Here is a 13,872-nt window from a genome sequence, read left to right as displayed (position 1 = left end):
CTTTTGGGCCGTCAAAGCCCGAAAGTTTGCAATCCCCAAGACCTTCTCGCCCCGAAAACTGATTCTTGATCAACCGCTTGGAGGTTCTTCACGGACGACGAAGGTCTTTGCCTTTCGAAAGACGTTGCGCAATACGCGTTTTGCAAGTGCCCGTTTCTGCGCGAAGAAGGACATGGCGAGGAGATATGATGCATAGGCAAGCGCCAGCAGCGTAACCAGCCCAGCGAATGAGTTTCCATCCAGCAATGAGATGATCGAAATCCTTGTGACGGTCGCCGCAACGGCACAACCGATCCAATGCGGGACAGTCGTCTTGATCAGGTTCCTTGTCGTCACAGGGCCATGACGACCGATCGATATCGCATAAAGCGGCAGCACGACGGTGCAGTTCACCAGCGTATACGCTGCGGCGATTCCAAGCGCGCCCCAGGGAAGACCGGCGAGGAATGAGGTCACGTTGATCAGGGCGGTCCAAACGCCGAGCCTGAAGTACTCCTGGCCACGGCCTTCACTGAGGAACAGCCAAGCTGCCGTCGCGGTCGCGACCTGGATCAAGCCCGCAACGCCAAGCCAGGAAAAAATCGGGGCTGCACCCACCCAATGCTCGCCGAGGAGAACTCTGAAGAGCGGCTCCGAGAGCAGGATGGCGAAGACGATGCCCGGCTGACATATGAGCATAACCATGGACAGGGCATCGTTGTAGGTGCTCAGATATCTCTCCTTATCGAAACGAAGTCGCGAAAGCAGCGGGACAATCACCTGGCCGATGGGGTTATGTAATTGGACGATCGGCAGCAGCAACAGCTTATAGGCCCGATCGTACATTCCGAGTTCGTCGCCGCCTCGAAATTTGCCGATGAGAATGTTGTCCGCATTTCTCGAGAGATAGTTGACCAGATTGAACCCTGACACGTGCAGGCCAAATCGCGCCATGTGTCGCGTCTCGCTGTCCAGATGGGGATATCCAGGGCGATAGCCAGAATAGGCCCAGATCCCGACTGTCGAAATGAGCGTGAGAACGAGCGTGGACAGATAAAGTGCCCAATAGTCTCTCAAGATGATTACGGCGACGATCCCCGCGACAACGGAAGCGGTTGTCGCGGCGACATCCAGGATTGCCAGAGCCTTGAACCGGGACTCTCTGGCAAGTAGCGCCGCCGGAACGGTCGCAAGGCCGGCAATGAAGCTTAGGCCGGCAATTGCGATCATGAGCTGTTGAAGCCTCGTATCGTCGTAAAACAGCGCAACCGGATGCGCGCTCAACGCCAGAACGAGAGCAGATGCCGCGGAAGCGAGCACCGACAACCAGAACAGCGCATCGATCTGACCCTTGGCGATCTCCGTGCGTTGAATGATGGCCTGTCCAACGCCGACGTCCTTGAGGAGTCCGAGGAACGTTGCAGCGGTCGCAGACATGGCCAGCACGCCGAAGTCGGACGGGGCAAGATTTCGCGTCGAGAATATCGTCAAGACAAAACCGGCCGAGAGTTTCCAGGCCTGGGATCCGCCCGTTATGAGGATGTTGGTTACGGCCCGTGACTTGCTGTCTTTGTCCAACGAGCTCACCCTGCGATCTCAAACAGTCTTGCGCGGTCTTGCGCCTGCCAGCAAGTGCCTCGGGAAATCCAGTGCGCTGAACGATGGCGGTTCCGATCGTCTCCGGCTTATAGCTTGGCCCTGACATGAACGGAAGACGTGATCGGGCGATGTGGGATCAGCGGAGCTGGGTCGAAACTGTTTTCAAACGATGGTCTGACCGTCACCAATGTCGACGTGGACACTTGTGGTCACATCAATGCCCGCAGTTTGTCATATTCAATTCGCAGTGTTGAGGTTCCCGCGGGATGATTTCGTTGGCACTCGCACCGGGAGAAGGACGAGCTGCGCTTGCGATGCTTGCAGATGGCTAGTGATTCTATAATGTTCGGTTGGGCGAAGCTCCGGAGGTCCCAGACGGGATGGCGTTGTATACCGTTGCATCACAGCAAGGAGCGCGGTCTAGCGTCTCGTCGCTCGCGGGACCTCTCTTCCTTCTTGCAGTAGCCGTCATTCTTTCTGCGATTTCGCGGCGGGCCGTCACGCACCTGGCGCGCTGGTCTGACATTTACGCTTTGGTGCTGGTTTGCTTGGCATTTGCCGGCGCGCTCGCCTTCAGCTCCATTCGCTATCGTGATTTCTCGCCGCCATTGCGTATCACCGCCCTCGCGATCGGAATGACGATTTTCGTGCAGTTGCTGTTCGATTCATTGGGGCCTTTCGCAGGGCCCCCCAACATCCTGTTCGGTTCGAGCGACAAAATTCTGTTCTTCCGCTACGGTGCAGTGCTTGCGGTTGTGGCAGGAATAGCCGCGATCTGGCGTCCTTCATTTCTGGTGCCGCTGTTCTATTTTTACCATGCATGGCGCGAAATGGTGAGCGTCGTGTCCGGCATCTTCGTGACCGAGACCGATTATCTCGGGATGCTCGACGTCGGTAACTTCGCCGTCCTTGGCGTGCTCGGCACGATCGTCCTCACCAGCGCCTGGGTGATGGATCGCGTGCCGTGGCTGCGAACTCTGTTCGCTTCTGCAGATAACGTGAAGCAGCTTCGCGATCGCGCCTATGGCTTGATTTGGGCGTGCGCCGTCGGGGCGCATCTCGGCAGCTATTTCTGGTCGGGAATCGCAAAGCTGCAGGCTGGTGGCGAGAAGCCATGGACCTGGCTGCTCGCAAATCCCACGCAAACCTCAATCCTGATGGGTCTCGAACGCGGCGACGCCCCGCTCGGCCTATGGCCGGGCGCGTTGCAGACTATCTGGGACGCGATCGTGAGCAACCAGCTGATCTTCAACGTCTTCGTGCTGGGTGCCCAGCTCCTGTCGCCCTTGGCTGCGATCTCGACGCGCGCGCTGTCGTTTTTCTGCCTGCTGTTCGACATCTTCCACATCGGCGTGTACTTCACACTGGGGGCTCTGTTCTTCTTCTGGATTGCGCTCAACCTGTTCATCGTAGCCGCGGCACGCACGCTGCCGCGCGATGGGTTCACCCCGGCGATGAAGGTTGTGATGGTCGTGACCGTCATTTGTGGCCGGTTCTTCTTCTACACCAATTACCTTGGATGGCTGGACGGGCCGAAGCTGGCAAGCCCGCGGCTTTTCGTCGAGACCCGCGATGGTCGCCAGGTTCTCGCGCCTTCCACGTATTTCGGCATCTACTCGTACATGATCGGGACCGGAACCATGTACATCCCTGAGAATCATTTCCGGGCTCGCGTTGGCGGCAACAACCACGATCTTGCGACTTGGCACGACGCGACCACCTGCGGCCCGGAGATCCTTCCGCGTCAGGACACAGGCGTAGCCATGGAGGCCGTGGAAAAAATGGTCCGCGAGACGGATCGCTTTTTCCGTGTCTATCCCTGGGTGAAGGATAACAACAGTTTTTATGCCTATCCGCACCACATGCTGTCCAATCCATGGCTGTACGGCGAATTCAACAAGCTGACCATGGACGATATTGTCGCCTATCACTATGTGGTGGACTCAGTATGCCTCGGCCTGGCGGAGGGCAAGCTTGTGCGCGACGTTCGGAAGCGAACGGACTATCGAATTGACCCATAGTGATGACGATATCTGGGTGGTCTATGACGGCGAATGCCCGTTATGCAGCCGCTATGTTCTGCTGTACCAGTTGCGGGAGCGTGGGCAGCGCATTCACCTGATCGACGCGCGTTCGGAGCATCCAATCGTGCGCGATATCCGCGCGCGCAACCTCGATCTCAATGAAGGCATGGTGGTTCGCTGGCGTGGGCGGCACTACTATGGGGCCGCTGCAATGCATCTGCTGGCAACGCTTGCCGGGGAGGCGACCGTCTTCAATCGCCTCAATCGGCTCGTGTTCTCCCGGCCCCGCCTCGCAAGGGCAATTTATCCAGTGCTGGTGCGCGGAAGGAAGCTTCTCCTTCGGCTTCTCGGCCGCAAGCGGATCGATGAAATCAATGCTCCAGAACAGCAGATATCGGTCGGTCCTTCCGACGAACACATCAAGCACAACGACGGGGTCCGGTAACGATTGGAGGAAGGCTCCAGCGCGCCTCCTGTGCAGAAAGCGGTGTCAGGGTTGTCGCGTCGCGGCCTGGTAGGCCGGGGAGAGACGCATCAGACCGCAACGGACAAGATCGTCTGATGATTGGTAGATCAGGCTATTGGGATAGATGAGCTCGAATGACGGATTCTGATCGAGCCGCTCCGCGTAGCGTTGATACTCGACCGAGCCGAGATAGTAGTTCCCCTCACGGACCGCGATTGCGACCTTATCGGTGAAGTCGTGAAGAAATTTGAAATGGAGCAGGGCGCCTGTGACGTCGCTTGCCTTGCCTGGTGGGGCCATCAGGTGACCGGCGGCGATATAGCGACGGCCGGGCGACCATCGGGCGAGCGGCACTTTAGTGAGCAGCGGTGGCTGCCAGCGCGTTATGTTAACTGCAGGCAGCAGCCGCGCCAGCCCGTATGGCTCAAGCAACTGTACAAGTGCGTCGTAAAGAGCGATCTTTGGCGGCATCGGTTCGTCATAAAACAGCCTCGCTCGCGCACCACCCACCAGGTAGTTGGTCGGAAAGCCGCGCCGACGGCGCTTCACATAGGTGTCGGAATCGAAGTAGGGGGAGAAAGCGATGAGGCTCTCGCCGGCATGGTAGCGCTCCGGACCGCCGAGCCAGCGTGGATACATATCGACCATTTCCGCGGTCATGCAATCAGCGCCGGTGCTCTCCAGATAACGGCACAACCATCGAAGATCAAAACGTTCGCAGCCGGGGTAGACGAAGAGTTCGTCTGCGTCGAGCGTCAGCGCCCACCGTCCTGGCGCGAATTGGTCGAGCACGGCGCTGGTCCAACGCGCACCACCACTTGATTCTGCAAAAGGCTCCCGAATCTCGAACACGTGAACATCCGGCTGATCGAGCAGGAATGCTCGCGTGCCGTCGTCCGAACGGTCATCGATCGCGAGGAAACGTCCGACTCCGAGCCGGCGATGATGGCGCAGGAAATCGGGTAATCGCAGCATCTCGTTGCGGAGCTTGCCGACAGCTACGATCTCATCGACGCCGAAGTCGAGGGGCCGGGTATCAATCCGGTGAATGACCGGATCGGGGCGCTGCTTGGTCCGTGATCGCGTTGGCGTCAAAAGTGCGACAGCCGCTTGACCCGTTACGATCGACTCTTGTAACGCGTTCTGCGCGCCATTGCCGCCCGCCGCTGCTCTCGCCGGCAATTCCATTTTAGATTTTCCAGCCAACCGATCACATCTGCATTATCTACGATAAAGACGGCGAATATAGGTGCTATGGACGGTCACGTTGTCTCAGCGGGTTGATCTAGCCTCATAAGTGCGTGGCGAGCTACAAATAGGCGCTTCTTCTTTGCAAGAGGAATATCGGCCGGCGGCGTCGCGTCGGTTCCAAATTGATTGCATTGCCCTTCATTCCCAAACGTCTTGAGCATACTTGATGTGTCGCTCCAGCTTGTCGCGCGTCGTGTCGTGCAAAGGCATTTTGCCCGGTCGGCTTTGTGCAACACAGCTATTCCGCGGAAGTTTCAAGGAGCCGAAATCAAAGTCAAAGAAGAAGCCTCCGCCACGCGTATTCAATTTGGTGCAGGAGATCTTTCGAGCCATTGAGCAGATTAGAGCTGTGGCCAACGGTTTCTGCGGAGCAGAACGCGTGCACGGGATCAATGCCGCGTAAATGAAGCGCTCACAAGCACACCGGCGGGAATGCGGCCCCGCGGGATGAACTGCATGGCAATTAAGCAGGTGCGGAGCTTCTACAGAAGGATGTAACAATGTACGACCATGCGACAACATTCTCGCTGGCCGCTCATGATAGGGGGCTGACTAGACTGCGATTTGCGATTCAGGCATCTGCGGTGATGCCTCCGACTGCACCTGGTCGAGCACCGAGAGGTTCGCGATGAGCAGATAGATCAGCAGGCTCGCGCAATAGACGACTTGCAAAATTACCGCGCTGGCGACGAAGGCTATCGCGCCCGTGGCGAAACCCTGCTCAAGGCCCAAATACCACGCTGCAACCAGGATCAGCATCGTTGCGGGAATAAGAGCGTATGCGCGAAGAAAACGCCCCAGAAGAACACCCGCCACGGCGCTTGCGATCATCAGCACGACCAAAATCTGCCCTCCTGCTCTTGCACCAGAGATGTTCCGGACGCATGACGGGCCGTATTGTAGCCACAGAGGCGCTAAAAACATACCACTTTTGTACGGCCATCGCCAGTCTTTGGTGCGGCTGCCGCTGCGCTGCGGGCGGGCGGCTCTGTTCTGGAACGTGCTCGGTCGTCGGCGCGATCCCCTGGATTCCGGAGTTCTCCTGCTGACAACTTGGTGCTTTCGGTTCCAGGGGTTTACTTTCCCCCGGTGTGCTCGACCTCCGCAACTGGCGGACTCGCAAATGCGGCAAGAGGCTTGTGAGCAAGGCGCCCCGGAGGAGACCGGTCCTAGCCCCCCTGCTTTTTACGCAGCAGGAGCCCGACTAGTTCTTCGAGGCTCTGCTCAATGTCCACGGACTGCAAAGATCCGGTATCGGGCTCAGAGGAATGCGGCTCGATCAGACGCAAGCTTGCGCCGGCAGGCGCGGATTTCGCTGGCTTCGGCTCCCGAATGGATACGGGTTTAAGCGACTGAGGCATGTCATAGTTCGTCTGCTCAGTCATTGTGGGTTGAGGTGTGGCGTATCGCGTCCTGGTGCTTTCATCCGAAGATGGTCGCCTGGTTCTGAGCTCGGGCGAAACGTAGGGCTGCAAGTTCAGGTACTCGGCGTGCCGCTTACGAGAGATCAGCTCACGCGTGCCGTAGCCGGCCGCGAAGCCAATCGCGAGCAGAACAAATATGATGAGGAGCCCAACCATCAAACTATACGCGCCCACTCATAATTCTGCCTCAGAGTTAACCTGCTACCGTCCATATCCCGTAGTTGATAGATGCCGTAATTGACGATTTGAAGGCACGTCGTTCGGCGTGTCCGGGTGAGGCTGCGCTCGCCTGAGGATCGCTTCCAACGAGTGGTGAGGTGTTCGCGATACGAGATATTCGCTGTGATCCGCCGAGGCGCCAAGTTGCTGGTTAACGCGCCCCCAGTTTGGCATCGCACGCGTCGAGAGTGATGCGACAGCCATCGATTGACAGGTCGCTCAACGTAGCGAGCATCGCAACAGGCAACCAGAATACCGAGATCGCCATCTTGTCGTTACAATCCCCAGGTTCCACCATCATAGCCGGTAGTCGCGCGCAGAAGATCGGGGCGGTCAACGGTTTTCGCGGACTCGCCATCCTGATGGTGATCCTCTTTCACTTGCTTGTTCCGTTTACATCCAGCGCGCCGGCGTTTCCCGGCGAACTTGATCCGAATGGTCTCCTGGCCATTGTCGCAAAGCACGGCTTCTTGGGCGTAAATATTTTTTTTGTGCTCTCCGGATTCGTTCTGTACCTGCCCTATCGCACCAAGAAGCGGGCCATCGATCGGCTTGCCGACTTCCCGCATTTCTATTGGCATCGCGCAGCCCGATTGCTTCCACTTTACTATACGGTTGTCCTCGTGACGGTTGCACTCCATGCCAAGTCACCCGCTGGGTCGCACGCGTGGTATCTGGAGCTCGGCGGACTGCTATCTACGCTCTTCATTTTTGTGCCGCACGGGTTTATGCCCCCCTCCAATCCCGTATTGTGGTCCGTAGGCGTTGAAATCTGGTTCAGCCTTTTATTTCCGCTGCTGATTCTTCTGATCGCGCGCTTCGGCCTTCGAAGGCTGTTGCTGTTGAGCGTCGTCATCTGCTCAGCTTTTGTGATGGCTGGGCATCTTATCGCGGTGGATCGGATTGGGATGTTTCGCCCGTTTGTGGGCGGAATATTTGGGTCGTGTTACCAGTTCATTTTCGGAATGCTGGTTTGCGATCTCTACGTCAAGTCCAGGGACAGCGTTTCACTTAGGAGATTTCAGTCGCGGGGGCTGCTGCCCGGACTGCTGCTGATGATCGCCGCCATATATCTCAAGGATAACGGCCCCTGGGCTGTGAGCATTCTCTACGCCACGATCTTTTGCGCCGGGTTTGCCATGGTGCTGCTGGCGGTGTTGTGCGGGGCATGGTCCGCAAATCGCTTGTTCGAGGCATGGCCCATTCAAATCGTCGGATGCATGTGCTACAGCATCTATGCGTGGCATTCGATCATCATGGTTGAAATGATCCCGCCCGATACGTCTCCGTTCCAAGACACGCTTCGACTTTCATTTCCGTATCTTGCAATAACGATCCTGCTAAGTGCCCTGAGCTATCGCTATATCGAATTCGGGCATCAGGGGGACTGGAGGTCGTTGTTCCTGTTGCGCAACTCCAATTCCGACGAGCTCACCGGCGCTGGGGTATCCCGTCGTGCTGAGTCTAAACCGGTCGCATCGTCCTAAGAGGACTCCCTGCTGGGACATCTGGGACTGCGGGTCAAAGGTGTGTTCGGTGCTCGAGTTCGCGGCTGCGCCTCAGTCCTGTGGCAAAGTCGAGGGCGTTGCGGACCTCGGCGGCTTACTTTTGTATCCCGCCTAGCGCGACGGCTCTGAAGGTCCGACGGCGTGACAACCCAGGCGCTGATCATGCGATTTGCTGCGCGTCGCCGCGCTGTCGAGCGATGGTCCACAGAACGAACCAAAATTTTCTTTTACATTTCAACGCTCTGCGCAAGCAAGCGCCATCGATGACCGTCACACCTCTGCCGGCGCCGCCTTGCTGCATATGAGATCGCGGTGTAGATGTCGCACATGAGCGATGATGCCCACACCGTTCGGAGCGGCCGGCTCAGCGCGACCGTCAAGGCGCATGGCGCCGAACTGTGCTCGCTCAAGGACGGCGGCGGCATCGAATTCGTCTGGCAAGCGGGGCCAGAATGGCCGCGCCATGCGCCGCTGTTGTTTCCGATCGTCGGGCGCCTCGCCAACGACGAATTGCGGCACCGGGGCAAGACCTATCGGATGACCCAGCACGGCTTTGCACGCGACAGCCGTTTCGCGTGGACAGAACGCGGCGAGGGCCGCTGCACGCTGGTGCTCGAAGACAGCGAGGCGACGCGCGCGCTCTATCCGTTCGCATTCCGGCTCACCGCTGCCTATGCGATCGACGATTCCGGCCTTGATCTGACGTTCACGATCGCCAATACCGGCAAGGAGACATTGCCGGCTTCGCTCGGTGGCCATCCCGCCTTCAACTGGCCGCTCCAAGCCGGACGAGCGAAGGAGAGCTACGCGCTGACCTTTGCAAACGCGGAATCGGCTCCCGTCCGCCGTCTCGACGGCGGCTTGCTGCGCGCGGCAACGGAGCCGAGCCCGGTCAAGAATAGAGCGCTGCGCCTGTCCGAAGCCCTGTTCGTGGATGACGCCATCATCTTCGACCGCATCGAGAGCAATTCGGTCCGCTATGGCGCCGGGCAGGGCGCAGCAACCGGGCCCTGCCTGAAAATGTCCTGGCGCGGCTTTCGCGAACTCGGCGTCTGGTCGAAACCGTCGGGCGCGCCGTTCCTCTGCATCGAGCCCTGGCGCGGCCATGCCAGCCCCACCGGCTTCGACGGCGAGTTCACCGAAAAGCCCGGCCTGATGCATATCGCGCCGGGTGCGCAAGAGTGCTTGTCGTTTCGGATCGAAGCCGGATCGTCCTGAGACCGCGCTCAGAGCTCGATCCGCGTGAGGTCCTCGCCGAGCACGACAGGACCTGAGTAGTCCTGCCGGACATCGTTGAGCAGCGCGCTCAGCATGGCATCGTCAGTGCGCGGCCGGTGATGGGTCAGCGCGAGCTTCTTGACGCCGGCCTTGGCTGCGACTTTTCCGACCGTATCGCCGCAGGCGATCGTGAATTTCGCAAGCCGGCGCAGGTGCTCGTTGCTGATCTCCGGCGTTGCGAGGAAGCAGCACTGAACGAGCAGGTCGGCTCCCTCCGCCAATCGCTCGAGGCCGGGGCAGGGGACGGTGTCGCCGGAAATCGCAATGACCTTGCCTTCCGCCTCGAAGCGGTAGCCGACGCACATCCAGCGTTGGAGGAAGCCAGGCGGCATGTCGAGACCGTCGCCATGCGAGACGAGTTCGGCGCTGATCTTCCAGCGGCCGGTGTCGAGAACCGGACCCGGCACGATGTCCGTTGCGACCACCGGTTTCCAGCCGCCGAAGGTCGGCTCGCCCCGATCCCGCCAGATGATGTCCTTGTCGTAGACCTGCGTGATCAGCGTGTTGACCAGTCGTTCGGTATCCGGCGGGCCATAGATGCGCAGCTCGTCCTTGCGTCCATGCATCCACGAATTCAGCATCACGTCGTAGAGATCGCCGATGTGGTCGAAATGGTGATGGGTGAGGAAGACCGTGTTGATGGCGCCGAGCGGCACGCCAGCCTTGCTGAGCTGCACCATAACGCCGCGGCCGGCGTCGATCAGGATGTTTTGGTCGCCGAGCCTGATCAGCGTGGTCGTCGCCATCCGGCGCGGATCGGGGCGTGGGCCGCCGGTGCCGAGCAGTATGACCTCCATGGCGCTCCTCCAGATACAGCCTCTTGCGACGCACACTAGATGCGAAACTCGCGGCGGGGCAAGCTGCGAGGTGATTAGGTTGGCTGGCCTTCCGTCACCGAGATGCGCAGATGGCGTCGTTCTATGGGCCGGTTTCACCAGAACGACACCCGAATGTGAGGCGCAGCCGGCGGAAGGAACGCCCCCTCCTTCGCGCGTGTTGTGCCCTTGGCGGGGTGCCGGTCGGTGCTATTGTATCCCGCGATCGCTTGCGACAGGACGAGGTATTTCAGTGGCTAATGTTGATCCCGCGGCGGGCAAGCAGGCCTCGCCGGACGCGCTCACCAATATTCCGCGGCTGGTGACCGCCTATTTCGCCGGCAAGCCCGACGCGGCCGACCCCGCGCAACGGGTCGCGTTCGGCACCTCGGGTCATCGCGGCACATCGTTCAAGAACACCTTCAACGAGGGCCACATCGTCGCGACCACGCAGGCGATTTGTGATTACCGCCGAGAAAAGGGGCTGACGGGCCCGCTCTTCATCGGCATCGATACCCATGCGCTGGCAGAGCCCGCGCTCACGAGCGCCGTCGAGGTGTTCGCGGCCAACGATGTCGATGTCATGATCGACAAGGACGGCGGCTACACGCCGACGCCGGTGATCTCGCACGCGATCCTGACCTACAACATGGGGCGTACGAGCGGCCTCGCCGATGGCGTCGTGATCACGCCCTCGCACAATCCCCCGGAAGACGGCGGCTACAAATACAACCCGCCGCATGGCGGCCCCGCCGACGCCGACGTCACCGGCGTGGTCGAGAAGCGCGCCAATGCTTATCTCGCCGATGCCCTCAGGAGCGTGAAGCGCGTCGACTACGCCAAGGCGCGCAAGTCTTCGAAAGTCCACGCCTACGATTTCATCACACCTTATGTTGCCGATCTCGGCAATGTCGTCGATCTCGACGTGGTCAAGTCCGCCGGCGTCACGATCGGCATCGATCCGCTCGGCGGTGCCGCCGTGCATTACTGGCATCCGATCATCGATCGCTACGGCCTCAAGGCCACCGTCGTGAACGAGGCGATCGATCCGACCTTCCGCTTCATGACGGTGGACTGGGACGGCAAGATTCGTATGGACTGCTCCTCGCCTTATGCGATGGCGAGCCTGATCGGGATGCGCGACCGCTTCGACGTCGCCTTTGCCAACGACACCGACGCGGATCGCCACGGCATCGTGACGCGGACCGGCGGCCTGATGAATCCGAACCATTATCTTGCGACCGCGATCTCCTATCTGTTCGCGCACCGTCCGGACTGGGGCAAGGATGCCGCGATCGGCAAGACCGTGGTGTCGAGCTCGATTATCGATCGCGTTGCGAAAAAGCTCGGCCGCAAGCTGATCGAGACGCCGGTCGGCTTCAAATGGTTCGTCGACGGCCTCCTCACCGGCGGCTTCGGCTTCGGCGGCGAGGAGAGCGCGGGGGCCTCGTTCCTGCGCCGGGACGGCACGGTCTGGACCACCGACAAGGACGGCGTCATTCTCGGTCTGCTTGCTGCCGAGATCATGGCCCGGACCGGCCGTGACCCCAGCCAGCTCTTTGGCGACCTCACCGCCGAGTTCGGCGTGCCCCATTACGCGCGTACCGACGTCGCGGCCACCGGGCCGCAGAAGACCATCCTGAAATCGGTCACGCCCGAGCAACTTGGCCTGAAAGATCTCGCCGGCGACCCCGTCCGGGCCACCCTGAGCAAGGCGCCCGGCAACGGCCAGCCGTTCGGTGGCATCAAGGTCGAGACCGATTTCGGCTGGTTCGCAGCAAGGCCCTCGGGGACGGAGGACGTCTACAAGATCTACGCCGAGAGCTTCCGCAGCACCGCGCACCTGACGCGGATTCAGGAGGAGGCTAGGGCCGGCCTGGCGAGGGTGTTCGAGACGTAAGGCATCTTGTGGCGGCGGACGCTCTCTTACCCTCCCCTGGAGGGGGAGGGTCGATCGCGCGTAGCGCGAGCGGGGTGGGGTGATCTTTCCTCTTGGGTAGTGCCCGTGTGGAGAGATCATCCCACCCCGCTCCGCATTCCGCTTCGCTCCATGCGAAGCGACCCTCCCCTCCAAGGGGAGGGTAAGAGGGCGCCTCACGCGGTTATTGCTCTCTTCGCGGAAAATAGACCTCCGGCCAGATATGTATACAGCTTCACTGATAAAGGTATTATAGTAGGTTAGTTTTAGCTTGAACGTTTCTGGTCGACTGCTATTGTATACATAACGTATTCATGAGCCGTGGGAGTGAGACCGATGACAAAGCCCTTCCCGATGAACGCCTGGTACGCTGCGGCATGGGATGCCGAGGTGAAGCCGGCGCTGTTGCCGCGCACGATCTGCGGCAAGCATGTCGTGATGTACCGTAAGGCCGACGGCTCGGTGGCCGCGCTGGAGGATGCCTGCTGGCATCGCCTGGTGCCGCTGTCCAAGGGACGGCTCGAAGGCGACACCGTCATCTGCGGCTATCACGGCCTGAAGTACAACGCGCAAGGGCGCTGCACCTTCATGCCCTCGCAGGAGACCATCAATCCGTCCGCCTGTGTCCGGGCCTATCCGGTGGTCGAGCGTCACCGCTACATCTGGCTCTGGATGGGTGATCCCGCGCTGGCCGATCCCGCGCTGGTTCCGGACATGCACTGGAATCACGATCCGGCCTGGGCTGGCGACGGCAAGACCATCCACGTCAAATGCGACTACCGCCTCGTGCTCGACAATCTCATGGATCTCACCCACGAGACTTTTGTGCACGGCTCTTCCATCGGTAACGATGCGGTGGCTGAGGCGCCGTTCGACGTCACCCATGGCGAGAAGACGGTGACCGTGACGCGCTGGATGCGCGGCATCGAGCCGCCGCCGTTCTGGGCCAAGCAACTCGGCAAGCCCGGTCTCGTCGACCGCTGGCAGATCATCCGCTTCGAAGCCCCGTGCACCATCGCCATCGACGTCGGCGTGGCGCCGACCGGCACCGGCGCGCCGGAAGGCGACCGCTCACAGGGCGTCAACGGTTTCGTGCTCAACACCATCACGCCGGAAACCGAGAAGACCTGCCATTATTTCTGGGCGTTCGTGCGCAACTATCGCATCAGTGAGCAGCGCATCACCACCGAGATCCGCGAGGGCGTCTCCGGCATCTTTCACGAGGACGAGCTGATCCTCGAAGCGCAGCAGCGCGCGATGGACGAGAACCCGGATCGTATCTTCTACAATCTCAACATCGATGCGGGCGCGATGTGGACGCGCAAGCTGATCGATCGCATGGTGGCGAAGGAAAACGCGCCGCAGCATCTCCAGGCCGCGGAATAGCCGAC

The 13,872-nt window shown here is 60.1% G+C and carries 10 protein-coding genes; 6 read left to right on the top strand and 4 right to left on the bottom strand.

Annotated features, from left to right (window positions below):
• Positions 1 to 69: 69 nt before the first annotated feature.
• Positions 70 to 1,557: a lipopolysaccharide biosynthesis protein gene (locus IVA91_RS01320; protein ID WP_247458272.1), complete on the bottom strand. Its 1,488-nt coding sequence runs from the start codon at positions 1,555 to 1,557 to the stop codon at positions 70 to 72.
• A gap of 401 nt (positions 1,558 to 1,958) precedes the next feature.
• Between IVA91_RS01320 and IVA91_RS01315 the strand changes: the two genes are divergently transcribed.
• Both IVA91_RS01315 and IVA91_RS01310 read left to right on the top strand, forming a co-directional pair.
• Positions 1,959 to 3,599 (top strand): hypothetical protein, encoded by a 1,641-nt coding sequence (locus tag IVA91_RS01315; RefSeq protein ID WP_247279521.1) that lies wholly within the window; start codon positions 1,959 to 1,961, stop codon positions 3,597 to 3,599.
• Positions 3,589 to 4,047, top strand: coding sequence for a DCC1-like thiol-disulfide oxidoreductase family protein (locus tag IVA91_RS01310; protein ID WP_247279522.1), 459 nt, complete (start codon positions 3,589 to 3,591; stop codon positions 4,045 to 4,047). Before IVA91_RS01315 ends, IVA91_RS01310 begins: the two co-directional genes overlap by 11 nt.
• A 45-nt stretch (positions 4,048 to 4,092) precedes the next feature.
• On the opposite strand, the gene IVA91_RS01305 is transcribed toward IVA91_RS01310, so the two are convergent.
• Together IVA91_RS01305 and IVA91_RS01300 are read right to left on the bottom strand one after the other, a co-directional pair.
• A complete protein-coding gene (locus IVA91_RS01305; RefSeq protein WP_247279523.1) occupies positions 4,093 to 5,256 on the bottom strand; it encodes a glycosyltransferase family 2 protein in 1,164 nt (387 codons plus the stop codon).
• Positions 5,257 to 5,871: 615 nt separating this feature from the next.
• The gene (locus IVA91_RS01300) at positions 5,872 to 6,162 is read right to left on the bottom strand and encodes a hypothetical protein (protein ID WP_130211929.1); all 291 of its coding nucleotides are present in this window, start codon (positions 6,160 to 6,162) and stop codon (positions 5,872 to 5,874) included.
• Positions 6,163 to 7,153: 991 nt separating this feature from the next.
• On the opposite strand from IVA91_RS01300, the gene IVA91_RS01295 reads away from it, so the two are divergent.
• Both IVA91_RS01295 and IVA91_RS01290 read left to right on the top strand, forming a co-directional pair.
• Positions 7,154 to 8,449: an acyltransferase gene (locus tag IVA91_RS01295; RefSeq protein WP_247279524.1), complete on the top strand. Its 1,296-nt coding sequence runs from the start codon at positions 7,154 to 7,156 to the stop codon at positions 8,447 to 8,449.
• Between the two features lie 348 nt (positions 8,450 to 8,797).
• Entirely contained in the window at positions 8,798 to 9,688 is an 891-nt protein-coding gene (locus IVA91_RS01290) for an aldose 1-epimerase family protein (protein ID WP_247279525.1), read from the top strand.
• Positions 9,689 to 9,696: 8 nt separating this feature from the next.
• Here IVA91_RS01290 and IVA91_RS01285 read toward each other — a convergent pair whose 3' ends face one another.
• Positions 9,697 to 10,545, bottom strand: a complete 849-nt coding sequence (locus IVA91_RS01285; RefSeq protein ID WP_247279526.1) for an MBL fold metallo-hydrolase — start codon at positions 10,543 to 10,545, stop codon at positions 9,697 to 9,699.
• Positions 10,546 to 10,816: 271 nt separating this feature from the next.
• On the opposite strand from IVA91_RS01285, the gene pgm reads away from it, so the two are divergent.
• Positions 10,817 to 12,463 carry a phosphoglucomutase (alpha-D-glucose-1,6-bisphosphate-dependent) gene (gene pgm, locus IVA91_RS01280; RefSeq protein ID WP_247279527.1) on the top strand — a complete coding sequence of 549 codons (1,647 nt, stop codon included), beginning with the start codon at positions 10,817 to 10,819 and terminating at the stop codon, positions 12,461 to 12,463.
• 354 nt (positions 12,464 to 12,817) lie between these two features.
• Positions 12,818 to 13,867: an aromatic ring-hydroxylating dioxygenase subunit alpha gene (locus IVA91_RS01275; protein WP_247279528.1), complete on the top strand. Its 1,050-nt coding sequence runs from the start codon at positions 12,818 to 12,820 to the stop codon at positions 13,865 to 13,867.
• Positions 13,868 to 13,872: the final 5 nt, after the last annotated feature.

It is taken from the genome of Bradyrhizobium sp. 153 (genome assembly GCF_023073835.1).
Lineage (GTDB): Bacteria > Pseudomonadota > Alphaproteobacteria > Rhizobiales > Xanthobacteraceae > Bradyrhizobium.
Note: the sequence above shows the minus strand (reverse complement) of the source record. Positions and strands in the feature narration are given on the sequence as shown.